The organism is Pseudomonas sp. AM4(2022), assembly GCF_036346515.1.
Taxonomy (GTDB): Bacteria; Pseudomonadota; Gammaproteobacteria; order Pseudomonadales; family Pseudomonadaceae; genus Aquipseudomonas; species Aquipseudomonas paracarnis.
Window position 1 is genome coordinate 31954 of sequence record NZ_JAOTNW010000001.1, and the last position, 23363, is coordinate 55316.

Annotated in this window: 29 protein-coding genes; 10 read left to right on the top strand and 19 right to left on the bottom strand. The window is 59.4% G+C overall.

The window, feature by feature from the left end; genetic code table 11:
* Positions 1–213: 213 nt before the first annotated feature.
* Positions 214–2115, bottom strand: a complete 1902-nt coding sequence (locus tag ODQ19_RS00155) for a potassium transporter Kup (RefSeq protein ID WP_014717187.1) — start codon at positions 2113–2115, stop codon at positions 214–216.
* Between the two features lie 408 nt (positions 2116–2523).
* Here ODQ19_RS00155 and ODQ19_RS00160 point away from each other — a divergent pair, with 408 nt between their 5' ends.
* The 7 genes from ODQ19_RS00160 to tsaA all read left to right on the top strand — a co-directional run bounded on the left by ODQ19_RS00160 (position 2524) and on the right by tsaA (position 7419).
* The gene (locus tag ODQ19_RS00160) at positions 2524–2847 is read left to right on the top strand and encodes a type II toxin-antitoxin system RelE/ParE family toxin (protein ID WP_116667851.1); all 324 of its coding nucleotides are present in this window, start codon (positions 2524–2526) and stop codon (positions 2845–2847) included.
* Positions 2844–3179 carry an addiction module antidote protein gene (locus ODQ19_RS00165; RefSeq protein ID WP_116667850.1) on the top strand — a complete coding sequence of 112 codons (336 nt, stop codon included), beginning with the start codon at positions 2844–2846 and terminating at the stop codon, positions 3177–3179. Before ODQ19_RS00160 ends, ODQ19_RS00165 begins: the two co-directional genes overlap by 4 nt.
* A gap of 181 nt (positions 3180–3360) precedes the next feature.
* A complete protein-coding gene (rimO, locus tag ODQ19_RS00170; protein ID WP_003231334.1) occupies positions 3361–4701 on the top strand; it encodes a 30S ribosomal protein S12 methylthiotransferase RimO in 1341 nt (446 codons plus the stop codon).
* Between the two features lie 100 nt (positions 4702–4801).
* The gene (locus ODQ19_RS00175; RefSeq protein ID WP_330209036.1) at positions 4802–5272 is read left to right on the top strand and encodes a GNAT family N-acetyltransferase; all 471 of its coding nucleotides are present in this window, start codon (positions 4802–4804) and stop codon (positions 5270–5272) included.
* Positions 5273–5479: 207 nt separating this feature from the next.
* Complete coding sequence (locus ODQ19_RS00180; protein WP_116667848.1) at positions 5480–6190, top strand: rRNA pseudouridine synthase; 711 nt, start codon at positions 5480–5482, stop codon at positions 6188–6190.
* A 68-nt stretch (positions 6191–6258) separates the two neighbouring features.
* The gene (locus ODQ19_RS00185) at positions 6259–6720 is read left to right on the top strand and encodes a DUF1456 family protein (RefSeq protein WP_005785469.1); all 462 of its coding nucleotides are present in this window, start codon (positions 6259–6261) and stop codon (positions 6718–6720) included.
* A gap of 3 nt (positions 6721–6723) precedes the next feature.
* Positions 6724–7419: a tRNA (N6-threonylcarbamoyladenosine(37)-N6)-methyltransferase TrmO gene (gene tsaA / locus ODQ19_RS00190; RefSeq protein WP_330209037.1), complete on the top strand. Its 696-nt coding sequence runs from the start codon at positions 6724–6726 to the stop codon at positions 7417–7419.
* Positions 7420–7601: 182 nt separating this feature from the next.
* Here tsaA and fpr read toward each other — a convergent pair whose 3' ends face one another.
* Complete coding sequence (gene fpr / locus ODQ19_RS00200) at positions 7602–8381, bottom strand: ferredoxin-NADP reductase (RefSeq protein WP_003189055.1); 780 nt, start codon at positions 8379–8381, stop codon at positions 7602–7604.
* Positions 8382–8506: 125 nt separating this feature from the next.
* On the opposite strand from fpr, the gene ODQ19_RS00205 reads away from it, so the two are divergent.
* Positions 8507–9433 carry a LysR family transcriptional regulator gene (locus tag ODQ19_RS00205; protein ID WP_003189054.1) on the top strand — a complete coding sequence of 309 codons (927 nt, stop codon included), beginning with the start codon at positions 8507–8509 and terminating at the stop codon, positions 9431–9433.
* 3 nt (positions 9434–9436) lie between these two features.
* Here ODQ19_RS00205 and ODQ19_RS00210 read toward each other — a convergent pair whose 3' ends face one another.
* The 3 genes from ODQ19_RS00210 to ODQ19_RS00220 form a co-directional block, all read right to left on the bottom strand.
* The gene (locus tag ODQ19_RS00210) at positions 9437–9799 is read right to left on the bottom strand and encodes a diacylglycerol kinase (RefSeq protein WP_003189051.1); all 363 of its coding nucleotides are present in this window, start codon (positions 9797–9799) and stop codon (positions 9437–9439) included.
* Positions 9800–9874: 75 nt separating this feature from the next.
* The gene (gene erdR, locus ODQ19_RS00215; RefSeq protein ID WP_003189050.1) at positions 9875–10525 is read right to left on the bottom strand and encodes a response regulator transcription factor ErdR; all 651 of its coding nucleotides are present in this window, start codon (positions 10523–10525) and stop codon (positions 9875–9877) included.
* A gap of 251 nt (positions 10526–10776) precedes the next feature.
* Positions 10777–11496 (bottom strand): tRNA-uridine aminocarboxypropyltransferase, encoded by a 720-nt coding sequence (locus ODQ19_RS00220; RefSeq protein ID WP_228309414.1) that lies wholly within the window; start codon positions 11494–11496, stop codon positions 10777–10779.
* Between the two features lie 178 nt (positions 11497–11674).
* On the opposite strand from ODQ19_RS00220, the gene ODQ19_RS00225 reads away from it, so the two are divergent.
* Both ODQ19_RS00225 and ODQ19_RS00230 read left to right on the top strand, forming a co-directional pair.
* A complete protein-coding gene (locus ODQ19_RS00225) occupies positions 11675–12109 on the top strand; it encodes a PA3611 family quorum-sensing-regulated virulence factor (protein ID WP_014717179.1) in 435 nt (144 codons plus the stop codon).
* A gap of 292 nt (positions 12110–12401) precedes the next feature.
* Positions 12402–13514: a TIGR00730 family Rossman fold protein gene (locus tag ODQ19_RS00230; protein WP_330209038.1), complete on the top strand. Its 1113-nt coding sequence runs from the start codon at positions 12402–12404 to the stop codon at positions 13512–13514.
* A gap of 60 nt (positions 13515–13574) precedes the next feature.
* Here the strand turns inward: ODQ19_RS00230 and recX are convergent, their stop codons facing one another.
* The 14 genes from recX to ODQ19_RS00300 form a co-directional block, all read right to left on the bottom strand.
* On the bottom strand, positions 13575–14042 hold the full coding sequence (gene recX / locus ODQ19_RS00235) for a recombination regulator RecX (protein ID WP_169855386.1): 468 nt from the start codon (positions 14040–14042) through the stop codon (positions 13575–13577).
* A gap of 8 nt (positions 14043–14050) precedes the next feature.
* Positions 14051–15109, bottom strand: coding sequence for a recombinase RecA (gene recA / locus ODQ19_RS00240; protein WP_005785454.1), 1059 nt, complete (start codon positions 15107–15109; stop codon positions 14051–14053).
* Between the two features lie 83 nt (positions 15110–15192).
* The gene (locus ODQ19_RS00245; protein WP_034118388.1) at positions 15193–15693 is read right to left on the bottom strand and encodes a CinA family protein; all 501 of its coding nucleotides are present in this window, start codon (positions 15691–15693) and stop codon (positions 15193–15195) included.
* A 129-nt stretch (positions 15694–15822) separates the two neighbouring features.
* A complete protein-coding gene (locus ODQ19_RS00250) occupies positions 15823–16380 on the bottom strand; it encodes a glycoside hydrolase family 19 protein (protein ID WP_116667841.1) in 558 nt (185 codons plus the stop codon).
* Positions 16381–16402: 22 nt separating this feature from the next.
* Positions 16403–17404, bottom strand: a complete 1002-nt coding sequence (locus tag ODQ19_RS00255; RefSeq protein ID WP_103451334.1) for a contractile injection system protein, VgrG/Pvc8 family — start codon at positions 17402–17404, stop codon at positions 16403–16405.
* Between the two features lie 9 nt (positions 17405–17413).
* On the bottom strand, positions 17414–17626 hold the full coding sequence (locus ODQ19_RS00260; RefSeq protein ID WP_044272200.1) for a tail protein X: 213 nt from the start codon (positions 17624–17626) through the stop codon (positions 17414–17416).
* Positions 17619–18002 carry a phage tail protein gene (locus ODQ19_RS00265; protein ID WP_014717171.1) on the bottom strand — a complete coding sequence of 128 codons (384 nt, stop codon included), beginning with the start codon at positions 18000–18002 and terminating at the stop codon, positions 17619–17621. The genes ODQ19_RS00260 and ODQ19_RS00265 overlap by 8 nt, the downstream gene beginning before the upstream one ends.
* A complete protein-coding gene (locus ODQ19_RS00270; protein ID WP_330209039.1) occupies positions 18002–20224 on the bottom strand; it encodes a phage tail tape measure protein in 2223 nt (740 codons plus the stop codon). Before ODQ19_RS00270 ends, ODQ19_RS00265 begins: the two co-directional genes overlap by 1 nt.
* A 6-nt stretch (positions 20225–20230) precedes the next feature.
* The gene (locus ODQ19_RS00275) at positions 20231–20356 is read right to left on the bottom strand and encodes a hypothetical protein (protein ID WP_020301160.1); all 126 of its coding nucleotides are present in this window, start codon (positions 20354–20356) and stop codon (positions 20231–20233) included.
* Positions 20353–20934 (bottom strand): phage tail assembly protein, encoded by a 582-nt coding sequence (locus ODQ19_RS00280; protein WP_330209040.1) that lies wholly within the window; start codon positions 20932–20934, stop codon positions 20353–20355. The genes ODQ19_RS00275 and ODQ19_RS00280 overlap by 4 nt, the downstream gene beginning before the upstream one ends.
* A 180-nt stretch (positions 20935–21114) precedes the next feature.
* A complete protein-coding gene (locus tag ODQ19_RS00285) occupies positions 21115–21621 on the bottom strand; it encodes a phage major tail tube protein (protein ID WP_044272192.1) in 507 nt (168 codons plus the stop codon).
* A complete protein-coding gene (locus tag ODQ19_RS00290; RefSeq protein ID WP_032877508.1) occupies positions 21621–22787 on the bottom strand; it encodes a tail protein in 1167 nt (388 codons plus the stop codon). Before ODQ19_RS00290 ends, ODQ19_RS00285 begins: the two co-directional genes overlap by 1 nt.
* Positions 22788–22789: 2 nt before the next feature.
* Entirely contained in the window at positions 22790–22963 is a 174-nt protein-coding gene (locus ODQ19_RS00295) for a hypothetical protein (RefSeq protein ID WP_003189022.1), read from the bottom strand.
* Between the two features lie 87 nt (positions 22964–23050).
* The gene (locus ODQ19_RS00300) at positions 23051–23353 is read right to left on the bottom strand and encodes a hypothetical protein (RefSeq protein WP_330209041.1); all 303 of its coding nucleotides are present in this window, start codon (positions 23351–23353) and stop codon (positions 23051–23053) included.
* Positions 23354–23363: the final 10 nt, after the last annotated feature.

A 23363-nucleotide genomic window follows, 5' to 3' on the forward strand; every position in this document is an offset into this window, starting at 1 on the left:
GGCGCACCTCTTCTGGGCTTCATAGGCATTTTTGTAGGAGCGAGCTCGCTCGCGAAGGCCTCACAGGGGTCGCGTTTATCCAGGATTAACGCGTGATCGTTGACGTTTTTTCGCGAGCAAGCTCGCTCCTACCAGCCTAGTCGACAACCATCGTTTGCACAGGGTTCAGAAAGGAAAGCGGGAGCCGATTGCCGGCTCCCGGTAGGCAGCGCCTTACATCTCGACCTGGGTGCCCAGTTCGATCACACGGTTGACCGGCAGTTTGAAGAACCGCAGGTTGCCGTTGGCGTTTTTCAACATGAAGGCAAACAACACTTCGCGCCAACGGGCCATGCCTTTGATGCGCGAGGCAATTACCGTTTCACGGCTGAGGAAGTAGGTGGTGCGCATCGGGCTGAAGTCCAGATCATCCAGATGGCACAGTTTCAGCGCTTCGGGCACGTCCGGTTCATCGGTAAACCCGAAGTGCAGGATCACCCGGAAGAAGCCTTCGCCGTAGGCATCCACCTCGAAGCGCCGCGCCGCCGGCACCCGAGGAATGTCTTCGTAAACCACGGTCAACAGCACCACCTGCTCATGCAGCACCTGGTTATGCAGCAGGTTGTGCAACAGCGCATGGGGCACGGCGTCGGGCCGCGCGGTGAGGAACACTGCCGTGCCCTGAACGCGATGGGGCGGCTGTACGCGGATACTGCTGATGAAGATCGGCAATGGCAAGCCACCCTCGTCGAGACGGCCGACCAGCAATTGCTTGCCGCGCTTCCAGGTGGTCATCAGCACAAACAGCACGATCCCCGCCAATACCGGGAAGGCGCCGCCCTGGAGGATCTTCGGCGCGTTGGCGGCGAAGAACAGGCCGTCCACCAACAGGCAGCAGAGCAACAGCGGCACGGCCAGCACCGGTGGCCATTTCCACAGCAGCAGCATGACCGCCGACACCAGGATGGTGGTCATCAGCATGGTGCCCGTCACAGCTACGCCGTAGGCCGAGGCCAGGGCACCGGAGGACTCGAAGCCCAACACCAGCAGGATCACGCCGACCATCAACGACCAGTTCACTGCACCGATGTAGATCTGGCCCTGTTCGGCACTGGAGGTATGCTGGATATGCATGCGCGGGATGTAACCCAGCTGGATCGCCTGGCGGGTCAACGAGAACGCGCCGGAAATCACCGCCTGGGAAGCAATCACCGTGGCCATGGTGGACAAGCCCACCAACGGGACCAGCGCCCAGCTCGGCGCCAGCAGGTAGAACGGGTTGCGCGCCGCCTCCGGATCGCCCAGCAGCATCGCGCCCTGGCCGAAATAGTTGAGCACCAGCGCCGGCAGCACCAGCAGGAACCACGCACGGGCAATGGGTTTGCGGCCGAAGTGGCCCATGTCGGCGTACAACGCTTCGGCGCCGGTCAATGCCAGCACCACCGCGCCGAGGATCGCCACGCCAATACCGGGGTGAACCATGAAGAAGCGCACCCCCCATGCCGGGTTCAGTGCATTGAGCACTTCGGGTTGCTGCAGAATGCCGTACACCCCCAGGCCGCCCAATACCAGGAACCAGGTAACCATCACCGGGCCAAACAGCTTGCCGATGCGGTCGGTGCCGTGTTTCTGGATCAGGAACAGCGCCACCAGCACCACCAGGGCAATGGGCACTACCCATTTTTCCAGGCCGTCGAACGCCAGTTCCAAGCCTTCGATGGCCGACAACACCGAAATTGCCGGGGTGATCATACTGTCGCCGTAGAACAACGCCGCGCCACACAGGCCACACACCACCAGGAAACTGCGCAATTTCGTGTGCTTCCCGGCAGCTCGCCGGGCCAACGCGGTGAGGGCCATGATGCCGCCCTCGCCCTGGTTGTCGGCACGCAGCACGAACAGCACATACTTGATCGACACCACCCAGATCAGCGACCAGAAGATCAGCGCCAGGATCCCCAAGACACCGTCATGGTTGACCTGCACCCCATAACCGCCGTTGAACACCTCTTTAAGGGTGTAGAGCGGGCTGGTCCCGATATCGCCATAAACCACCCCGACCGCCGCCACCAGCATGCCAATCGGCTTGGCTTTTGAATGTTCGGCACCTGCTGCCTGACTACTTGCCTGACCCATCAACCACTCCTGCCCTTTGACCTGAGGTCTTTATAAACAGCGCTTCTAAGCTGACCCTAGCATGCGCTGTTTTACTTCTCGTAACAGACGTTTTATTGACCCAAGGGCATTACCCGTGCGCAACGGCGCGAAGCATAGCGCAGCACTCGTCGCATTTCCCTGCTCAAGTGATTTGGGTGTCGTTTTAGGCAGTCAGTAATAGATGACAAGGCGTTTTGGAGCCTTTTTGCCTGCATTGATCACATTTACCGTCAGCCGTATATTTTTGGCCCGACTCGGTAGAGCTGCCTTAGCGGCGCAAGCCGGGACTCCAGCTTGCTGATCAATAAAAAGCGTGCCGACTGTCTGGCGCTCGCGGTCGATATAAAAACTCAATCATCGATCTGTCTCTTTTAAGGTACATTCCACATGTACGAAGTGAAACATGTACTGTCAGCCAATGGCGTGGATATCTATCAAGCTTGGCTAGATACCGTGCAAGACACGCGTTCAAAGGCACGAATCACCACCAGAGTGGACCGAGCATCCCTTGGTCACTTTGGAATTACCGAGCCGGTGGGTGATGGGGTCTTTGAGATGAAGCTCGACTTCGGACCTGGCTTTCGCGTGTATTACGCAATCCAAGATCGAAAAATTGTTTTCCTGTTGGGTGGTGGTTCAAAGGCCAGACAGCAAAACGACATCGATCAGGCCAAGGCTCTCTGGAAATCTTACAAGGTGCAGCAAAAATGACCATTCATACTCGCTCTCATGAAGATAGCGTTCTTGAAATGCTCCGAGACGACGAAGCGTTTGCTCTCGAATATCTTTCTGTCGCACTTGAGGAAATTGATGAAGCGGGTGGTGAGGACGCCTTCCTTGTCGCTGTCCGCCGAGTCGCGGAAGCCCGTGGCGGAATGCTCAGCTTGTCGCAGAATACGGGCCTCAATAGAGCAAATCTCTACAGATCCATCGCCGTCGGCGGCGACCCGAAGCTCTCCACTCTCCTGAAAGTGCTTCAGGCGTTAGGTGTGGGCATGTCTAAAGTTGTATCGCACCGCGCAGAGCAAGACGTCCGGGCTTAAGAGAGTGGTAACGGCTGTAAGAATGCCCCGATACAGCACTCGTCGCATTTCCCTGCATAAAGCTGGTCAAGTGCGCTGCCCGCCGATAGAATTGCGCACTTTTTGATCAGAGGCGCACCAAGCGCCCATCCGTTGCCTTGTCGTGCACGACCGGCAGCGTCATTCAATACCGAGGTTAGACATGTCCACCACCATCGCAAAAGCCAACCCCAAGGTTGGCTTTGTTTCCCTGGGTTGCCCGAAGGCGCTTGTCGACTCCGAGCGCATCCTCACGCAATTGCGTATGGAAGGCTACGACGTCGTGTCCACTTACCAGGACGCCGACGTGGTGGTGGTCAACACCTGCGGCTTCATCGACTCGGCAAAAGCCGAATCCCTGGAAGTGATCGGCGAAGCCATCAAGGAAAACGGCAAGGTCATCGTGACCGGCTGCATGGGGGTGGAAGAAGGCAATATCCGCAACGTGCACCCGAGTGTGCTGGCGGTGACCGGCCCGCAGCAGTACGAGCAGGTGGTCAATGCCGTGCACGAGGTGGTGCCGCCACGCCAGGATCACAACCCGCTGATCGACCTGGTGCCGCCTCAAGGCATCAAGCTGACCCCACGCCACTACGCGTACCTGAAGATTTCCGAAGGCTGCAACCACAGCTGCAGCTTCTGCATCATCCCGTCGATGCGCGGCAAACTGGTGAGCCGCCCGGTGGGTGACGTGCTCGACGAGGCCCAGCGCCTGGTGAAGTCTGGCGTCAAGGAGTTGCTGGTGATCTCCCAGGACACCAGCGCCTATGGCGTCGATGTGAAATACCGCACCGGCTTCTGGAACGGCGCGCCGGTGAAAACCCGCATGACCGAGCTGTGCGAAGCCCTCAGCAGCCTGGGCGTGTGGGTGCGCCTGCACTACGTTTACCCGTACCCGCACGTGGACGAGTTGATCCCGTTGATGGCCGCCGGCAAGATCCTGCCGTACCTGGACATCCCGTTCCAGCACGCCAGCCCGAAAGTGCTCAAGGCGATGAAACGCCCGGCGTTCGAAGACAAGACCCTGGCACGCATCAAGAACTGGCGCGAGATCTGCCCGGAGCTGATCATCCGCTCCACCTTCATCGTCGGTTTCCCCGGCGAGACCGAGGAAGACTTCCAGTACCTGTTGGACTGGCTGACCGAAGCGCAGCTGGACCGCGTCGGTTGCTTCCAGTACTCGCCAGTGGAAGGTGCTCCGGCCAACCTGCTGGACCTGGCCGTGGTGCCGGACGACGTCAAGCAAGACCGTTGGGAGCGCTTCATGGCGCACCAGCAGGCCATCAGCTCAGCACGCCTGCAACTGCGCATCGGCAAGGAAATCGAAGTGCTGATCGATGAAGTCGACGAGCAAGGCGCGGTGGGTCGTTGCTTCTTCGACGCCCCTGAAATCGACGGTAACGTGTTTATCGACGATGCCAGCGGCCTGAAGCCGGGTGACAAAGTGTGGTGCACTGTGACCGACGCCGACGAGTACGACTTGTGGGCTGAAAAGCGCGACTGATCGCACGATGATAAAAAAGCCTCGCCTCTGAGAAGATGCGGGGCTTTTTTAGGTCTATCGTATTGCCCATCAACCCCGAATACAGCAAGGGACAGCGGGTATGCGTCAGCATTCGGTGATTCACACACCTAAAACCAGCGACTACGCGCGCCTGGTGCAGATCTGGGAGGACTCGGTACGCGCCACCCACGACTTCCTCCCGGACAGCTATATCGACATGTTGAAAAACCTGGTGCTGACCCGCTACCTCGATGCGGTCATGCTGATCTGCACCAAGGACTCATGCCAGCGCATTACCGGCTTCGCCGGAGTGTCGGCGGGCAAGGTGGAGATGCTGTTTATCGACCCGCACTACCGTGGCCAGGGGCTGGGCCGGCAATTGCTGGGCTACGCGATCGAACACATGAATGCCGATGAACTGGACGTCAACGAACAGAACCCGCAAGCCCTGGGTTTTTACCTCAAGCAAGGCTTCGAGGTGATCGGGCGAACGGAACATGATGGGCTTGGGCAGCCTTATCCGTTGTTGCACCTGCGCCTACACCAGCAGCAACGGGCCCGTAATGCCTGAACTGTGGGAGCTGGCTTGTCTGCGAAGGCGTCGGGTCAGTCTACCCATCCGGTGCTGGTATACCGCCATCGCAGGCAAGCCAGCTCCCACATTTGGCCCGTGGTGTGTCAGTTAAATAATTGTTATGGCACATGTGCTGAAATGGGGCCGGGATTAACCGGCGCCAGGCAGGTACAATAGTGGCCCCCTTTTGTTACGGCCCTTGTCATGACTGACCCCATACGCCTCTCCAAACGCCTTATCGAACTGGTCGGTTGCTCCCGTCGGGAGGCTGAGCTGTTTATCGAAGGCGGCTGGGTCTCGGTGGACGGCGAAGTAATCGACGAGCCGCAGTTCAAGGTCACTGACGAGAAGGTCGAGCTGGACCCGGAAGCTAAAGCCACCGCGCCAGAGCCGGTGACCATCCTGTTGCACGCCCCCGCAGGCGTGAATGCTGAAACCGCCATGGCTTCGATCAGCGCTGAAACCCTTTCTGAAGAACACCGCTTCGGCAAGCGTCCGCTCAAGGGGCACTTCCTGCGCCTGAGCGCCAGCGCCGACCTGCAAGCCAAGGCCAGTGGCTTGTTGGTGTTCACCCAGGACTGGAAGATTCTGCGCAAATTGACCGCCGATGCCGCCAAGATCGAGCAGGAATACGTGGTGGAAGTCGAAGGCGACATGGTTGCCCACGGCCTTAACCGCCTGAACCACGGTCTGACCTACAAAGGCAAAGAGCTGCCTGCCGTCAAAGCCAGCTGGCAGAACGAGAACCGCCTGCGCTTTGCGATGAAAAACCCGCAACCCGGCGTGATCGCGCTGTTCTGCGAAGCCGTTGGCCTGAAAGTCATCGCCATCCGCCGCATCCGCATCGGCGGCGTGTCCATCGGCAAGGTGCCAGTGGGCCAATGGCGTTACCTGTCCGGCAAAGAAAAGTTTTAAGCCGTTCCCTTTTCCCGACACCGCCTGATTCCGGCGGTGTCATCAGTTGAATACCAGGATTGCCCACCATGATTCACAACGACGTACTGCGCAGCGTGCGCTACATGCTCGACATCAGCGACAACAAGATGGTCGAGATCATCAAGCTCGGCGGCATGGACGTGACCAAGGAAGACCTGCTGACCTACCTCAAAAAAGATGAGGAAGAAGGCTTCGTGTTCTGCCCGGATGAAGTCATGGCCCACTTCCTCGATGGCCTGGTGATTTTCAAGCGCGGCAAGGACGAAAGCCGCCCGCCGCAGCCGATCGAAACCCCGGTGACCAACAACATCATCCTGAAAAAGCTGCGTGTGGCCTTCGAACTGAAGGAAGACGACATGCATGCAATCCTTAAGGCGGCGGAGTTCCCGGTGTCCAAGCCAGAGCTGAGTGCGCTGTTCCGCAAGTTCGGCCATACCAACTACCGCACCTGTGGCGATCAGTTGCTGCGTAACTTCCTCAAGGGCTTGACCTTGCGGGTCCGTGCCTAAGCCATGAGCTACCAGGTCTCGCCCGTCGGCTTCGTGCGCTCCTGCTTCAAGGAGAAGTTCGCCATCCCGCGCCAACCGCAACTGGCACCGGCTGCCCGTGGCGTGCTGGAGCTGGTAGCGCCGTTCGACCTGGGTGAGGCGGTGCAGGGGCTGGAGCAGGTCAGCCATGTGTGGCTGCTGTTTCTGTTTCATCAGGCCCTGGAAGACAAACCACGCCTGAAAGTGCGCCCGCCACGCCTGGGAGGCAATAGCTCCATGGGCGTGTTCGCGACCCGTGCGACCCATCGTCCCAATGGCATCGGCCAGTCGGTGGTGAAGCTGGACAAGGTGGAGCCGGGGCGGTTGTGGATATCCGGCATAGATTTGCTCGATGGCACGCCGGTGCTGGATATCAAGCCGTATGTGCCGTATGCCGATATCGTTGATGCGGCCACCAACGACATCGCCAGTGATGCGCCCCCGCTGATCGGCGTGCAATGGCTCAAGGCTGCACTGCAACAGGCGCAAGGCCACGCCCAGCGCCTTGGTGAGCCGTTGGTGGCGCTGATTGAACAGTGTCTGGCACAGGATCCGCGGCCGGCGTATCAGGTTCCTACCTCAGAACGGGAATACGGGGTGCGGTTCTGGGATGTGGATGTGCGCTGGCACTACCCGGAGCCGGGGATGATTTGTGTGCTGGAAGTGGTTCCGGCGCAGTAAATTGCAGAAACGCAAAAGCCCGCGTTGCCTTCACAGGCAACGCGGGCTTTTCTTTGCAAACGCATTCAACTGTAGGAGCGAGCTTGCTCGCGAAAAACGAACAAGCACCGCGTTCATTCAAGGTGCCAGCGTTATCGTTGGCGCCCTTCGCGAGCAAGCTCGCTCCTACAAGTGACCCGAAGTCACTTTTCGACGAACGCGCGCTCGATCAGGTAGTCACCCGGCTCACGCATCCGTGGCGAAACCTTGAGGCCGAAGCTGTTCAACACTTCGCTGGTTTCGTCCAACATGCTTGGGCTGCCGCACAGCATAGCGCGGTCGTCCTCAGGATTGATCGGCGGCAGGCCGATGTCGCTGAACAGCTTGCCACTGCGCATCAGGTCGGTCAGGCGGCCTTCGTTTTCGAACGGCTCGCGGGTCACGGTCGGGTAGTAGATCAACTTGTCACGCAAGGCCTCGCCGAAGAACTCGTTCTGCGGCAGATGCTCGGTGATGAATTCGCGGTAGGCGACTTCGTTGACGTAGCGCACGCCGTGGCACAGGATGACTTTTTCGAAACGCTCGTAGGTCTCCGGGTCCTGGATCACGCTCATGAATGGGGCGAGGCCAGTACCGGTGCTGAGCAGATACAGATGCTTGCCCGGCTTCAAATCGTCAAGCACCAGGGTGCCTGTCGGTTTTTTGCTGATGATGATCTCGTCGCCTTCCTTCAAATGCTGCAACTGGGAAGTCAGCGGGCCATCGGGCACCTTGATGCTGAAGAACTCCAGGTGCTCTTCCCAGTTCGGGCTGGCAATGGAGTAAGCGCGCATGAGCGGGCGGCCGTTGGGCTGTTGCAGGCCGATCATCACGAACTGACCGTTCTCGAAGCGCAGGCCCGGATCGCGGGTGCACTTGAAGCTGAACAGAGTGTCGTTCCAGTGATGAACACTGAGGACACGCTCGTGGTTCATGTTGCTCATGTACGGGGGACTCCTGGAAATGGGTCTGCGCCAAAGGTAAGGATGCGCAATTGCACAGCATTCTAATGGCGGCGACAATATCTGTTAACTGGATTATTAAGATAAGGGTTATCGGTTATATCGATATGCGATTTACTCTCCGTCAACTGCAAGTTTTCGTCGCCGTCGCCCAGCAGGAAAGCGTCTCGCGCGCTGCTGGCCTTCTGGCCTTATCTCAATCCGCCGCCAGCACGTCGATTACCGAGCTGGAGCGTCAATCCAGCTGCCAATTATTCGACCGCGCCGGTAAGCGCCTGAGCCTCAATGCCCTCGGTCATCAGCTGCTGCCCCAGGCCGTGGCACTGCTGGACCAGGCCAAGGAGATCGAAGACCTGCTCAACGGCAAGTCCGGCTTCGGTTCCCTGGCGGTCGGCGCCACCTTGACCATCGGCAATTACCTGGCGACGCTGCTGATTGGCAGCTTTATGCAGCAACACCCCGAGAGCCAGGTAAAGCTGCACGTGCAGAACACTGCCCATATCGTGCATCAGGTTGCCCACTACGAAATTGACCTGGGTCTAATTGAAGGCGACTGCAGCCACCCGGATATCGAGGTGCAGACGTGGGTAGAAGATGAGCTGGTGGTGTTCTGTGCGCCCCAGCATCATTTGGCCAAGCGTGGCGTGGCCACCATGGACGAATTGACCCACGAAGCGTGGATCCTGCGGGAACAAGGCTCGGGCACGCGCCTGACCTTCGACCAGGCTATGCGTCATCACCGTAGCGCACTCAATATTCGCCTGGAGCTGGAACACACGGAGGCAATCAAGCGGGCCGTGGAGTCAGGCTTGGGGATTGGCTGCATTTCGCGGCTGGCGCTGCGCGATGCCTTCCGCCGTGGCAGCCTGGTGCCGGTAGAAACCCCGGACCTGGATCTGGCCCGGCAGTTCTACTTCATCTGGCACAAGCAGAAGTACCAGACCTCGGCGATGCGCGAGTTTCTCGAATTGTGCCGCGCCTTCACCGCTGGGGTGCAGCGCAGCGACGAGATCGTGCTGCCGAGTATCGCGTGATCCTCAGATCAGGATCACGGCCCATACCAGAGTGATCATGGTCAGTGCCACGAACTGCGCGGCGCTGCCCATGTCCTTGGCGTTTTTCGACAGCGGGTGGCGGTCCAGGGAAATACGGTCAATGGCCGCTTCCACCGCTGAGTTGAGCAATTCAACGATCAGCGCCAACAAACACACTGCAATCAGCAGCGCCCGTTCAACCCGGCTGACCTGCAGGAAAAAGCTCAGGGGGATCAGGATGACGTTCAGCAAGACCAGCTGGCGGAATGCCGCCTCGCCAGTGAATGCCGCGCGCAGGCCATCCAGGGAATAGCCCCCTGCATTGAAGATACGTTTGATACCGGTTTGACCCTTGAAAGGCGACATAGATGTAGGCAACTGAACCAAAGAAGTGGGGAAGCTAGATCACGCAAAGTCAAAAAAGCGTGAAGCGGCTGTAACTTAATGTTGCGAGATAGACTCGAGTTGCTGCAACAGCAACGCCGCCTGGGTGCGCGTACGCACGCCCAACTTACGGAAAATCGCCGTAACGTGGGCCTTGATGGTCGCTTCCGACACACTCAATTCGTAGGCAATCTGCTTGTTCAACAACCCTTCGCAGACCATGGTCAATACCCGGAACTGCTGGGGCGTCAAGCTGGCCAGGCCATCGCGGGCGGCCTTGGCTTCATCGGACACATTGATTTCTTCAAACGCCTGGGGTGGCCAGGACACATCGCCGTCCAATACCGTGCGCACGGCTTTCTGGATATCTTCCATCGCGCTGGACTTGGGAATGAAACCGCTGGCGCCAAACTCCTTGGAGCGTACCACCACGTCGGCTTCTTCCTGGGCTGACACCATCACCACGGGGATCTGTGGGTATTGACCACGCAGCAGCACCAGCCCGGAGAAACCGTAGGCGCCCGGCATGTTCAGGTCGAGCAACACCAGGTCCCAGTCGGACTTTTCGGTAAGGCGGGCTTCCAGTTCGGCAATGCTGGCCACTTCGACCAGACGTACATCGGGGCCAAGGCCCAGGGTTACGGCCTGATGCAGTGCGCTGCGAAACAGCGGGTGGTCATCGGCAATCAGGATTTCGTATGTGGCCATTGGTTAAATGATCCTGTTTTTTATGGGAGCCCTGATGAGTTCAGGGTTCACCAATACACGAGGCGACGGCCAGGCAGCGATCGCCACAGGGCCCGCTCAACGTCAAAAACACATGAAACGACGTCGATAATTCACGGTTGCGCCCAATCGGCGCACAGCATGCCCAGCGTAGCCTGGAGGGTCAAGCACTACGCCCGTGGGGATTTTAGCGGGTTGCGGGCTTACAGTGCCATCATGCAAACGTCGTCTGGTTATACCGCCGGGATGTAGGGTGCAAGGCGGGTATGCACGGTGTCTGCCGCATCCAGTGGCAGTTGGAACTTGGCAGCCAGGTAATGGGTGCTGAACACATCAAGGTAAGCATCCAGCACTTCGCTGGCGGCCAGGTCATTGGCCAGCTCCAGGCACAGCGCGGCCACCTCGGCGGTGCAGAAATGGTCATCGCGCTTGGAGCGCCGTAGTTTGTAGCGCGACAACTGCTCGGGCGCCAGGCTCAGCACTGGTAGATGCTCCAGATAGGGGCTTTTGCGAAACATCTTGCGCGCTTCGCTCCAGGTACCGTCCAGCAGAATGAACAGCGGGCGCTTGCCCTCCTCCACGCGCACTTCACTGACTACCCGTTGCGGCGCCACGAATTCACCGGGAAATACGATGTACGGTTGCCACTGCGGGTCGGCCAACACCCTGAGCAACTCGGGGTCGACTTCGGTGCGCGACCAGGCGAACGCGGTGGTGTCGTGTATGACATCGGCGATCAGCCAACCCGTGTTGCTGGGTTTCATCGGCTCTACGTCATGCATCAACAGGCACATGGCGGACCTGGCTTCTACCTGCGGCCGCCAGGCACACAGGCAGTACTCAGGAATGACCCGACAGCCGGGACAACGCTCAGCACGCGAACCCCGATTGAGAAACGGCCGGACGGCACGCGCCAGACGCTGAGCACGCAAACGGGAAACGGCGTGGCTCATTGGGCACGCGGCAAAGAAAAGGAAATCGACACGGAACAAACTCGTGAAAAACAGAAGTCCCGCAGTTTACCAGCGATACGCCTGGCTGTAGTGGCAAGGGCTCACCTATAATTGCGCGCCACTGAACGCACAGCGCAGTGGCTGGTCTATGCACCAGTAACCGAATCAGGAGAGTTTCATGCTGCGTTCCATGCTGCGCCTTGTTGCCCCATCCGTCGCCCTTGCGCTGGTCTTGCCTATGGGCGCCCACGCGGCCTCGCTGCTGGAGGCTCAAATGAACAAGAAGCTGCAAAGCGTCGCGGCCGAAAGCAACAAGGACCTGCCCCGGGAAATCGATGAAAAAACCCTGGAAGTCGCCTACACCGTTGAAGGCATGCAGTTGATCGATCACCTCAGCGTGCTGCCTGATCGTGCCGAACAGATGCGCGCCAACCCAAAGGCTGTGTATTTCCAGCTAGGCCGCAGTGTGTGCACCAACCCAGGCTACCGCGAGCTGATGGCCAAGGGCGCGGTGATGCGCTACGAAATCACCGAGAACAAGACCAATCGCCCAGTGGCCTCGGTCAAGTTCGCAGAGGCCGATTGCCCGGCTCCGACGAAGAAGAAAAAGTAACCTTTGCTTGCCCCTCCCGCGCCGCTGCCCAGCGGCGCCCACGCCCCGCTGCGTTTGCTACCAACGACTAAACTGCGTAATGAACCGCCAATAAGCGGTTGCCAGCCAAGGGATTTTCAGCCCATGATCAGTTCATCCCAAATGCCCGCCCACACGCGTTTTTGACGCTGTTCTGTCATATTTTCAGAACAAAAAAGGCCTGCCTCCTGCGGCATGCCGCGACACAAGCAGTGTCGTGGCCCAGGCGACGTTCTCGTCGACTACCCAGGCCCTGTAGAGAAGGAGAAATTGAATGCCTTATGAATCGAATGATTTGTTGCTTCGTCATTTTGAAGAAAACGGGACCGACCTCACCCAGCAGGTCGACGCACAAATTCAGTTGATCGCCCCCAACAGCCCGAATACCCCCCTTTATCGAGACATGATCCTCACTGTCCTGCGCATGGCCCAGGACGACCGTGATCGCTGGAACGCCAAGATCACCCTGCGTGCCATCCGCGAATTGGACCATGCCTTTCGGGTGCTCGAACAGTTCAGGGGCCGGCGCAAAGTCACGGTATTTGGCTCGGCGCGCACGCCAGTGGAAAGCCCCCTGTATGCGCTGGCCCGAGAGGTGGGTGCGGCATTGGCGCGTTCCGACCTGATGGTCATCACCGGTGGCGGTGGCGGCATCATGGCCGCAGCCCATGAAGGCGCCGGCCTGGAGCACAGCCTGGGGTTCAACATCACCCTGCCTTTTGAACAGCACGCCAACCCAACCATTGATGGCACCGAAAACCTGCTGTCATTCCACTTCTTCTTTACCCGCAAGCTGTTCTTCGTCAAGGAAGCCGACGCGCTGGTGTTGTGCCCTGGCGGTTTCGGCACCCTCGACGAGGCATTGGAAGTGCTGACCCTGATCCAGACCGGCAAGAGCCCGCTGGTGCCGGTAGTGCTACTGGATGCGCCGGGCGGTGGGTTCTGGCAAGGCGCCCTGGATTTCATCCGCAGCCAGTTGGAAGCCAATCGCTATATCCTGCCCACCGACCTCAAACTGGTCCGCCTGGTCTACAGCGCCGAAGAGGCGGTGGACGAAATCAACCAGTTCTACGCCAACTTCCACTCCACCCGCTGGCTTAAGCGTGAGTTTGTGGTGCGCATGAATCACCCCCTGAGTGAGCGCGCCCTGGCCCATATGCAGCAAGCGTTTGCCAGCCTGCGGCTCAGTGGCGAATTCCAGCAACTCGCCTATACGGGCGAAGAACATGACGAACCGAGGTTCAGCCATTTAACGCGTTTGGTGTTCAATTTCAACGGCCGCGATCAGGGGCGATTGCGGGAGTTGGTGGATTACATCAACCTGCCGGAGAACTGGGCGCAGGCTCAGGGCAAGGCGCAGCAACGGATGACGCCAGAGACAGCGTGATTCTTGCAGACGAAAAAAAGGCCCACTATTTTCATAGTGGGCCTTTTCGTTTTGGGGCGTTCAGTCGTCCATATCCCGACCGCTCAACAAGCGACTGATCATTTCCATCGAAAACCCGCGATAGCTCAGAAAGCGCCCTTGCTTCGCACGCTCCCTGGCATCAATCGGAAGATGCCCCGCAAACTTGCGGCGCCAAGTTTCTTCCAACTGAGACTGCCAGCTGATACCGCACTCACGCAGTGCAAGGTCGATATCGGCACGTTGCAGACCACGCTGGCTCAGCTCTTCACGAATCCGCGCAGGGCCGTAACCGGAGCGCGCTCGATAGGACACAAAACTTTCAAGGTAACGGGCTTCCGACAACAGCCCCTCTTCCGTCAAACGGTCGAGGGCTGTTTCGATCATCTCAGGCTCTGCGCCGCGCTGACGCAATTTACGCGTCAGCTCGACTCGGCCATGCTCGCGGCGAGCGAGCAGGTCCATTGCAGTGCGCCGAACGGCGACGAGTGTATCCAGTACAACAGTCATCGTTTGCTTCAGATGTCAGTGTCGGCTTCTTCCATCTCGTCAACCGGCTCGCGGTTAGCGGCAGCTTTCACGTCCGGCGCCGGGGTCAGCAGCTTGTCGCGAATCTGCTTCTCAAGCGTGGCAGCAATATCCGGGTTATCCGCCAGGAACTTGGCCGAGTTGGCCTTGCCCTGACCGATCTTGCTGCCGTTGTAGGCATACCAGGCACCGGACTTCTCGACGAAACCGTGCAGTACGCCCAGGTCGATCATCTCACCGTTCAGGTAGATACCCTTGCCGTAGAGAATCTGGAACTCGGCCTGACGGAATGGCGGGGCCACTTTGTTCTTCACGACCTTGACGCGGGTTTCGCTACCGACAACCTCGTCACCTTCCTTCACCGCGCCAGTACGGCGGATATCCAGACGGACCGAAGCGTAGAACTTCAGCGCGTTACCACCGGTGGTGGTTTCCGGGCTGCCGAACATCACGCCGATCTTCATGCGGATCTGGTTGATGAAGATCACCAGGCAGTTGGCGTTCTTGATGTTACCGGTGATTTTACGCAGCGCCTGGGACATCAGGCGGGCTTGCAGGCCCACGTGCATGTCGCCCATTTCGCCTTCGATTTCAGCCTTGGGTACCAGGGCAGCCACGGAGTCGACCACGATCACGTCAATGGCGTTGGAGCGCACCAGCATGTCGGTGATTTCCAGGGCTTGCTCGCCGGTGTCCGGCTGGGAAACCAGCAGGTCATCGACGTTGACGCCCAGCTTGCCGGCGTATTCAGGATCCAGGGCGTGCTCGGCGTCGACGAACGCACAGGTGGCGCCCATTTTCTGCGCCTGGGCAATCACCGACAGGGTCAGGGTGGTTTTACCGGAAGATTCAGGGCCGTAGATTTCAACGATACGGCCTTTTGGCAGGCCGCCAATGCCGAGCGCGATGTCCAGACCCAGAGAGCCAGTGGAAATAGCCGGGATCGCCTGACGGTCGTGATCGCCCATACGCATTACGGCACCCTTGCCGAATTGACGTTCGATCTGACCCAGGGCCGCAGCCAAGGCTTTCTTCTTGTTGTCGTCCATTAAAGTCCTCACGTAATCAATAAGGCCTGACGGCCAACACCTGTATAAGTAGACAGTATTGTTCCACAAAGATCGGTGATCGCCTACCCCTGATTCTCGATTTCTGCTGCAGCTCGTCGCAACAAGCCCTCCAGTGCGGCTTTTACCGTTTGTCGGCGGACTTCGTCGCGGTTGCCGGGGAAGTGCGCAAGCTCGGCTGTCACCTCGTCGCCCACGGCAAAAGCCAGCCAAACAGTGCCCACCGGTTTGTCCGGCGAACCGCCATCGGGGCCGGCCACACCGCTGACCGCCACGGCAAACCGCGCCAGGCTTTTTTCCTGCGCACCGCGGGCCATCGCTTCCACCACTTCCTGGCTGACGGCGCCGACTTTGGCGAACAGCTTTTCTGGCACATTCAACTGCCGGGTCTTCTGTCGGTTGGAATAGGTGACATAGCCCGCCTCGAACCAGGCCGAACTGCCCGGGATCCGCGTGATGGCTTCGGCAATGCCGCCGCCGGTACAGGACTCGGCAGTGGTGACGTGGGCACTGAGCACCTGCAAACGGCGACCCAGTTCAGCGGCCAGTTGAGTGATTTCCTTCACGGTCGTCTCCAGGAATGGGCGGGGGTTTGCCTACCCTACAGGAGCCCATCGACCATGCAAGACACAGAGTGCATCAAGAGACGAATGCGCGACGGCCTGTACCTGCCACACCGATCAAGCGAAACGCACCTAGGACACGCACAGCACCGCCTTCGCCCGCGCCCACAACTGCAAACGGTCATCCAGACCATTGAGGCCGCCGTTGATGCGGCGGGTGATGGTGGTGAACTGGTCTTTGTCGGCAAGTTCGTTGAGACCGTTGCTTTGCCAGAACCAGGCGGCGGATTCGCAGGCCCATTGCGGTTGTTCCAGCAGTTGCGGCTGAAGCAGCAGGCGATCATCGCCGAACAGTGCTTGGCTGCACGCAAGGTAATTACGACGGCCGGTTATCTGGATCAGCCCTCTGCCGCGATACTTTTGTCCATCTCCGTCCGCTTCCGGGGTGTTGCCCAGGCGCGCCCCCAAGACACCGGTGTCATATTTGCTCAAGTATTGATCACTGCCCAATTCGCGCACGTACTGTAACTGGGCAGACTCGTGACCGATTTGGGCGAGGAAGGCGGCGACGCGACGGGCCGTATTGATCTGGTGTCCCGCAAAGGCCGCATTTAGAAAGGTTAAAAAAATGCCCGCGCGAAGGCGGGCTCCAGGCATTACACCCAGAAGCTGAGCATGTGTGATTACCATGGGGTTTACTCTAAGGAAGGATCTACACCGACAAGCCGCTGGCCTGGACCGTACTCCGATAGCCACCCTTTCGCTCGCCCCTGGATTTCACCGTTTTAATCGACCAGCGCCCTTGCATGAACCCCGGCCACGACTCATCCAGCAGCAACAGGCCTTCAGCAGCCAACGAAGGATTACCAGGGCAGACCACATCAATCTGCAACCCTTCGCGCCCCACCCGCCGCATCTCTCCCTGCGCCGCCGAGCGTGCTTCGTCCTCGCTCTGATATCGCTGTGTCACCACTTTGAAGGGGGCGATGCCCACCTTGACGACACGCTGTTTTCCGGCTGCCGCATCCCACCATGACGTTTGCGCGCCGTTATATTTGGCACGGCTGGTTTCGGTGAAACTGGCGCTGATGAACGCGCGGTCACCTGGACGATTGTCATGGGTGATCGACAACCGCACATCCGGCAATGCCTTACCCGACAGCGTCTTGATCTGGCCTTTGCGCCCCAGTACATACAGCTCATCGACAGGCTTGGCCACCGCATCGAAACGCTTGGCCAAGCGCGTGAGAAAAGCCATGTCGCTTTCATTGGTCTGATCGATGTGCGCGATCGGCTCACCGTCGAGTTCAGGCGCCACACGCGGTGAAAAACCGTATCGGGTGGTCAGTTGGCGAAACAGCGCCCCCAGGGTTATCGGCCCATGGCTGGCAGTGCGGCGCTGCTTGAATTCGTGCTCGTCGAAGGGCGCCGCAGTGGCCACCAGTACCAGCCGCAATGGGAACATTGAGGGCGTACGCTGGGTAATCTTGAACACACCCTTATCCACCAGGCCCGATTCCAGGTAGCCGATACGCAGGCCGATTTTGCCGCCCAGATCGGGCAGCCCTTCAAGCCCCTCGATATCGAGGGTCAGCTTCAGTTGATCAGATACAAACCCCGCTGCGTCGGTATGCTCCCACTCCAATAGCCGCTCGTTGAATAACGCGGCATTGGCTCCGTATAGCTCCACTACAGGTGTAAATCCGAGTGCCATGATGGCTCCTTAATCCCAGGCGGAAACCGGCCGACTCGCAACCGGTTGCGCGTCCAATTCGGGCACCAGCACGCTGACGCCCGCCGGCAGTACCGCACCCTGTTCGGCCAACTCCGGGTTCAAGCGCCACAATGCCTCTTCTGCGGCATCATCACTGCGCCCCAGTTGGCGGTAGAGCAACAGGTTCACCGAGTCGCCGGCAATACTTCGAACCCTACGCATTGACGAACTCCTCCAGTAACAACGTCCAATTGATCACCATGGCCGTCCCGTCGTCGATCACGCTGGCTTGTTTTTCACTGATCGACTGGATGGTCCATAGTCCCCAGTTACGCCCTAACCCGTCCACCAAAGGCAACGGCGCCCGCAGGGCCTGCAGGGTACGCAACTCATCCAGGCGCGCCATGCCATTGGCACGCGCAGCCTTGCCGCCCAATGCCAGCGTTTCGAGCCCCTGGCCGACCTGGCTGGATTTAGGTTTGCCGGCAATGATGTCGAGGCTGACCCAGCCCCCGCTACTACCACGATCAAGCGTGTCGTAGGCGAACCCACGGGACAGCCCGAAAATAAAAGTACCCAAGACCATCTGTTGTCGCATCACACAGCTCCATCGGTGAGTGCTGCGCCGCGTCGGGTCGCCAGCAGGTTGTCCATCGACAGCGGGGTAAATTGCGCTTCGATCTGTTGCACCACGAGCGCCGCCAGTTGTTGATGGCTGGCTTGTTCAGGCGCGGTGATGGTGATTTGCGGGGCGAAGTTGATTTGGCGGTTGTCGGCTTGAGGGGTGTTGATGTTTTTGCTGACCTCTGTGGGGGATGGCAGGCGATCGCCCGTCCCCATCACTTTTTCAGCCAGCCACGCACCGACGTCGCTGCCCACGAAAGTGCCCACGGCCCCACCGACTACCTTGCCGATTGCGCCCCCGGCGACGCCGCCCATCACACCGCCCAACACTGTGCCGGCACCCGGAACGACCGAACCGATAACAGCTCCCGCCAGCGTGCCGACCGCTCGGCCAATCGCCATCCCTGCCACATCACCAACGACACCGCCGGCAACACCGCCGCCGATCGAACCCACGCTGGTGCCAACCGCTTTACCCAGGTTCCCGGTCATCGCGCCTTGCGTCATCTCGACACCGGCCTGGGCCACCACCAGACCGAGGGAGGCCCCCTTGGCCAGCGTGCTCACCTTCGCAGCTTTGCCAGAGATGCCAGGGCCGGAGGCCGACGGACGATTAGCGTTGTGCCCGTCATTACTCGGGGCTTTGCGCTGGCTGTCCGGCGGTGTGGTTTTATTCCCTGCTGCCGGCCCTTCCCCGAGCACTTTCCCTGCGACTTTTTCGAAAATCTTGTCTTTCACGGCACCGAAAACACCGGAAACCACCGGGATCAGCACTGCCCCCGCCAGGGTGACAGCAGCGGTAGCCTTGGGCAGGCCTTCCGCCAACCAAGCCACGCCACTGACCAGGCCGTTCATTGCGGTCAGCGAGGTATCCACAACGGGGGCCAACGCTGTATCAGAGGCGGTGCTCAAGCGTGTGGTACTGGCCTCGTAGGCTTGCCGACGCGCGTAAGTGGAGTCTGCGCGAACCGCGGCCGAACGCATGACCGAACCCTGGTCGCCCAACGTGGAAGTGGCGTAGGTGGATTTTTCGGAGACCTGCGAAAAGGCCTGTTTCACGCTGTCGATCACCGGTACCAGGCTCAGAATCGTCTGGTTGCCGTCGAACAACTGCGTCGCCAGCACCGCCTGTCTTTCAGCGGGTTGCGACTTGAGCGCCTCCAGCACCGTAAGCACGGCCTGTGGGGCGTCCTGTTTCATGCCCGCCGCGAGTACTTTTGGATCAAGCTTGAGCTCTGCCCAAGCACTGCGTTGCCCTGCAGAGGCGTTGTCGCCTTTAGCCAGGACGGCGCTGATTTTTTCCAGCCCAAGACCTGCAACAGCCTTGCTGTTACCTGCGCTCAACAACGCCGCCGAAAGCGCTGCAGCCTGTTCGGGACTCATGCCCGCAGCCTTCGCGGCAGCGCCCTGAAGTTGCACAATAGCGCCGATATCCGCCGATTCAGCCTTGAGCGATACCTGGGCGCCCAGTACGTTTGTTGCGTCGGCAAGGTCCAAGGCTTGTGCGCGATCAAGGTGCATTGACTCGCGCCAGCCGCCCATGATTTCGCCGGCATTTTTGACGTCGATCTTGAACGCCGTCGCCATGATCGCAGCGTCGCGAGCGAACTGCTGCAGGTCTGCCTGGCGCCCAATGGTGTCGATATTGCCCGAAGCGTCCTTACGATCACTGCCGATACCGGAACGGGCGGCGGCATACTCGACCTTCGCGAGGTCGACGGCACTGGCACCACTGGCGGCCACCACCGGCTCGGACGCCATGGCAAGGTTGGCTTCACGCAATCCCTTGCGCTCATGCCGGGCAAATATCAACAGTTGATCAAGGTCGGTCATCGCGGCGTCCAGCGCCTGCGAGGGTGTGCGCTTGTCGCTAGCCGCGGCGGTCTTCGTACCCTCTGCGTTCCCGGCAGCTTCGGTTTGCCGGGCGTCCATCACCTTGAGCAACGAGGCGTTGAACAGCTCCAGCGTATCGACCAGCCGTACCTGCCCGTCGGCCAGATGCTTGATCTGCAAGCTGGCATCGGCCAATGCCAGTGCCAAACTCGCCGCACTCCCCGGTGCCACCTCAAGCGGGCTCGGCAGCGCTTGGGTGATAGGCTTGAGACTGGCCTGCACTCCTGTCATTTGAAGTGAGCCCTGAGTCATCACGCCTTCCTTGGCAATGGCTGACCCCGCTCCGTGATTACTGCCTGCCATTGCGCTCTACTCCTGTTTAACGCCAAGACGACTGATTGCGATGTCGTAGCGGCGCATTGCTTTGCCGGCTTCCCAGTCGAGGATTTCCGCTTCGCTTACCGAGTAAACCAGCGGCACTACATCGAGGATCACTTCGATGTCGCGTTCCGAAAGAAGTCCGCCGGTTTGTTTAAAAAATCGTCGATGCGCTCCTGCAGCTCGGTCCAGTCGGGCACGGTCAGGCCGGCAAGATCGGGAATCATCAGGCCGCTGCAGTGAGCGGTGATGAACTCGGCCCGGTCTTTGTTGGTGGCCAGTTTTTTCATCACTTTGGTAGCGCGCAGGGCGGGCATTTCCAAGGTAACGCTGGTGAGGGTGCGACCGCTCGCATCCAGCGGCAGCAGCAGGGCAACCTGTTCGCACGTCAACGACTCGCGCGGGCTGTCGGTTTGATCGAGAAAAAACGATGCTGGCCGGGTCGACATTTCATGTACGTATTGAGCAATGCTCACGTAGTCCGGGCGCTTGAGTTGGTCGAGCTCTTTTTCCGACAGGCCGGTGGCGAGTTTCGCCAGTTCGAAAAACTGGTCGTCCTCGTCGTCACCGGCCCGGGACAGCGCGTCTTTTTGCGCGGCGTAGAACAACGGTTTGAGCTGAATCTGCTGGATCGTCGCACCGGTATCGGCGGTGATCGGGGACAGCAGGATGTGCAACGGTGGCATCCAGGCCATGGGGAATTCCTTGTTGAGCGGTGTTGAAAAGTGCGAAAAATCTAAACCTGAGCACGGCCCCTGTGGGAGCTGGCTTGCCTGCGATGGCATCCACCCGATACACCAGGGATACCGAGTCGCCTGCATCGCAGGCAAGCCAGCTCCCACCTTGACCGTGCTCGCTTCAGATTGCGCCGGCCCTTAAGGCATCAGTACGGCGCGGCGGGCATCGCCAAGAATGTCGACACCGTTGAGCACGAACTTCTGGGTGCGCACGTCGATGTCGATCACTGGAATGCCATTTTCCAGACGGTTGTAGGTACGGCAGGACAATTCCAGAGTGGTGACCGGCTTGGCGTTCATGGTCAGCGCCGTCTCAGCCAGGGACTTCAGCTTGCCGCCCACGGTGTGGTAGGTGAAGTAGGTCTTGCCGTCCTGATCCTGACCGGCTTCACGCACGTTCAACAGGATGTCATCACCCTGGGTGACGCCAAGCGCCAGCAGGACTTGGGCGCCAACACCTTGCAGTACCAGGGTTGCATTCAGCACCTTGGCGCTTTTGGCGACCTCCTCGGCGATAAAGCGCCCGCCGGTCATCGGGTCCATTTCGAACTCGATCTTCGGCGGAGTAAAGGAATCGACGGTTGCCGACAACGGCAGGCCTTGAAGGGTGGCCGCAATGGCCTGTCTGACTCGGTTGGTAAACATTAGAGAACGTCCTCCAGGAACTGCTCGATGATTTCATCGCGGGCGTTGAGTTGATAAACCATGTGTTCGTTCGGCGCGTAGCGGCCGTAGTCGATGACGATGAACCAGGTGCCGTTCTTGTACTTCTCGACGCTGTTGAGTTCCGGGTGCAGGTACACGCTGCCGCCGGGGATGGTTTCGTCGGCCACCAGGGTTTGCAGCCAGTCATTGATGCGCTTGACCTCCTGGTCCATGAAGGACTTGGTGAGGTTCTTGGCCATGGCTTTCTGGCCGGCCTTGACCAGCTTGCGGCTGATGGCATCTTCCAGGCCGACGTAGCTGATGAACTTGCCGGTGATGGAGCGGTTACCCAGCAGCGAGAAACCGCCGAGGATGGTGCGAGCGTAGTAGCTCACGCCATAGCGGTTGAGCAGGTCGCCTTCGGTGGAGGTGTCGAGGATGTTGTACTCGACCACGCGGGAAACGTCTTCGGCAAAAGTCACCTGGTTGCCCGGGCTTTCCCATTGCTTGACCTTGGCCAGGGCGGCGATAGCCAGCGAGGATGGCGACAGGAACACATTCTTCTTCGCAGCCTTGGAGTACACCGACGGCATGTTGTGCACCAGCAGGCAACGGTCGAAGCCCAGGTCGGCCCCGCCCAGTTCGCCGCTGTAGGTCACTTGGTCGGCCACCGAAGCGTCCTTGCCATCCAATACCACACGGGCCTTGATGCGCTTGCCAAAGGAGGCGAACTCACCGGCCACGGCCTTGGTGCCAGTGAAGCCTGGAGCGCCGATGATGGTCAGGTCTTCAGGGACGCTGCTCAGGGCAGCCAGGCCCAGTTTGCGACCGGTGACCGGGTCGTTGCCGCCGATCACATTATTGATCGTATCGGCCGGGGTGGCGCCTTCTTCGACGATGACCACATAGACCGGCACCTTCACCACCTTGAGGATCTGGTACACCGCCTGGAACAAGGTGCCCGACTCAGTGCCGGTTGGGTCCAGCAGCGCCTGGGTGGTGAAGCTGTTGATGCGAAACGGGGCGTTTTTGGGGATCGACGCATGGGCATTCGGCGCAGTGCCGACCAGGCCAATGACGTTATCGCCAAGGCCACCCATGGCCTCGGGGGATTCAGTGGCATTCACAGTGATGCCGTTGTGCTCGAAGTTCAGGACTTCTGCCATGGTTATTCAGCCTTCTTGGGGGTGGAGTTGAGGACGCTGGTCAGTTCCAGGCGGCCAGCGGTGCGCAGGGCGGATGCTTCGACGTCGAGCAGTTCCAGCTCCTCGCCGGCGGTGGACCAATGGCCGTTGCCGATGGGGAATGGGATGAGGACGGTGTAGGTTTGGCGGGTGGGCATGGGTGGAAATCTCCGGGGGAAAAATGCAAAAAGCCCCTGCGGGGAGGGGCTTTGGGAAGGCGAAAAAAAACCGCTTTCGCGGTGGGGTTACTTATCTTCTGGCAAGGGGAAGCGCGCCTTGATTTCGGCTACTTTGGCTCGCCATTCTTTTTCCTTTTCTGCCGTACCGTCGAATTGCCATTCGAGATACATCGGGTCAGCTTCGCTGACGTAGGCAGAGCGGCGGGCAGCAATAGTGCTAGCGAGCGCGGCTGCGGACGTGGCGTTCTCGATCAGCGTCTGGGCAGCCTCATCGCTAAAGCCCAGACCTTTGAGGGTCTGCGCACTGGCAGGTACGTTGATCAACGAGTCACCAGCAGGGGTTACCAACTTTTCGATAAACAAAGTCATTTGATCAGTC

Bases quoted from the DNA above. Each gene is read 5' to 3' on its own strand.
- ODQ19_RS00155 (WP_014717187.1), bottom strand. From the start codon at position 2,115: ATGGGTCAGGCAAGTAGTCAGGCAGCAGGTGCCGAACATTCAAAAGCC.
- ODQ19_RS00160 (WP_116667851.1), top strand. From the start codon at position 2,524: ATGTACGAAGTGAAACATGTACTGTCAGCCAATGGCGTGGATATCTAT.
- ODQ19_RS00165 (WP_116667850.1), top strand. From the start codon at position 2,844: ATGACCATTCATACTCGCTCTCATGAAGATAGCGTTCTTGAAATGCTC.
- rimO (WP_003231334.1), top strand. From the start codon at position 3,361: ATGTCCACCACCATCGCAAAAGCCAACCCCAAGGTTGGCTTTGTTTCC.
- ODQ19_RS00175 (WP_330209036.1), top strand. From the start codon at position 4,802: ATGCGTCAGCATTCGGTGATTCACACACCTAAAACCAGCGACTACGCG.
- ODQ19_RS00180 (WP_116667848.1), top strand. From the start codon at position 5,480: ATGACTGACCCCATACGCCTCTCCAAACGCCTTATCGAACTGGTCGGT.
- ODQ19_RS00185 (WP_005785469.1), top strand. From the start codon at position 6,259: ATGATTCACAACGACGTACTGCGCAGCGTGCGCTACATGCTCGACATC.
- tsaA (WP_330209037.1), top strand. From the start codon at position 6,724: ATGAGCTACCAGGTCTCGCCCGTCGGCTTCGTGCGCTCCTGCTTCAAG.
- fpr (WP_003189055.1), bottom strand. From the start codon at position 8,381: ATGAGCAACATGAACCACGAGCGTGTCCTCAGTGTTCATCACTGGAAC.
- ODQ19_RS00205 (WP_003189054.1), top strand. From the start codon at position 8,507: ATGCGATTTACTCTCCGTCAACTGCAAGTTTTCGTCGCCGTCGCCCAG.
- ODQ19_RS00210 (WP_003189051.1), bottom strand. From the start codon at position 9,799: ATGTCGCCTTTCAAGGGTCAAACCGGTATCAAACGTATCTTCAATGCA.
- erdR (WP_003189050.1), bottom strand. From the start codon at position 10,525: ATGGCCACATACGAAATCCTGATTGCCGATGACCACCCGCTGTTTCGC.
- ODQ19_RS00220 (WP_228309414.1), bottom strand. From the start codon at position 11,496: ATGAGCCACGCCGTTTCCCGTTTGCGTGCTCAGCGTCTGGCGCGTGCC.
- ODQ19_RS00225 (WP_014717179.1), top strand. From the start codon at position 11,675: ATGCTGCGTTCCATGCTGCGCCTTGTTGCCCCATCCGTCGCCCTTGCG.
- ODQ19_RS00230 (WP_330209038.1), top strand. From the start codon at position 12,402: ATGCCTTATGAATCGAATGATTTGTTGCTTCGTCATTTTGAAGAAAAC.
- recX (WP_169855386.1), bottom strand. From the start codon at position 14,042: ATGACTGTTGTACTGGATACACTCGTCGCCGTTCGGCGCACTGCAATG.
- recA (WP_005785454.1), bottom strand. From the start codon at position 15,109: ATGGACGACAACAAGAAGAAAGCCTTGGCTGCGGCCCTGGGTCAGATC.
- ODQ19_RS00250 (WP_116667841.1), bottom strand. From the start codon at position 16,380: ATGGTAATCACACATGCTCAGCTTCTGGGTGTAATGCCTGGAGCCCGC.
- ODQ19_RS00255 (WP_103451334.1), bottom strand. From the start codon at position 17,404: ATGGCACTCGGATTTACACCTGTAGTGGAGCTATACGGAGCCAATGCC.
- ODQ19_RS00260 (WP_044272200.1), bottom strand. From the start codon at position 17,626: ATGCGTAGGGTTCGAAGTATTGCCGGCGACTCGGTGAACCTGTTGCTC.
- ODQ19_RS00265 (WP_014717171.1), bottom strand. From the start codon at position 18,002: ATGCGACAACAGATGGTCTTGGGTACTTTTATTTTCGGGCTGTCCCGT.
- ODQ19_RS00270 (WP_330209039.1), bottom strand. From the start codon at position 20,224: ATGGCAGGCAGTAATCACGGAGCGGGGTCAGCCATTGCCAAGGAAGGC.
- ODQ19_RS00280 (WP_330209040.1), bottom strand. From the start codon at position 20,934: ATGGCCTGGATGCCACCGTTGCACATCCTGCTGTCCCCGATCACCGCC.
- ODQ19_RS00285 (WP_044272192.1), bottom strand. From the start codon at position 21,621: ATGTTTACCAACCGAGTCAGACAGGCCATTGCGGCCACCCTTCAAGGC.
- ODQ19_RS00290 (WP_032877508.1), bottom strand. From the start codon at position 22,787: ATGGCAGAAGTCCTGAACTTCGAGCACAACGGCATCACTGTGAATGCC.
- ODQ19_RS00295 (WP_003189022.1), bottom strand. From the start codon at position 22,963: ATGCCCACCCGCCAAACCTACACCGTCCTCATCCCATTCCCCATCGGC.
- ODQ19_RS00300 (WP_330209041.1), bottom strand. From the start codon at position 23,353: ATGACTTTGTTTATCGAAAAGTTGGTAACCCCTGCTGGTGACTCGTTG.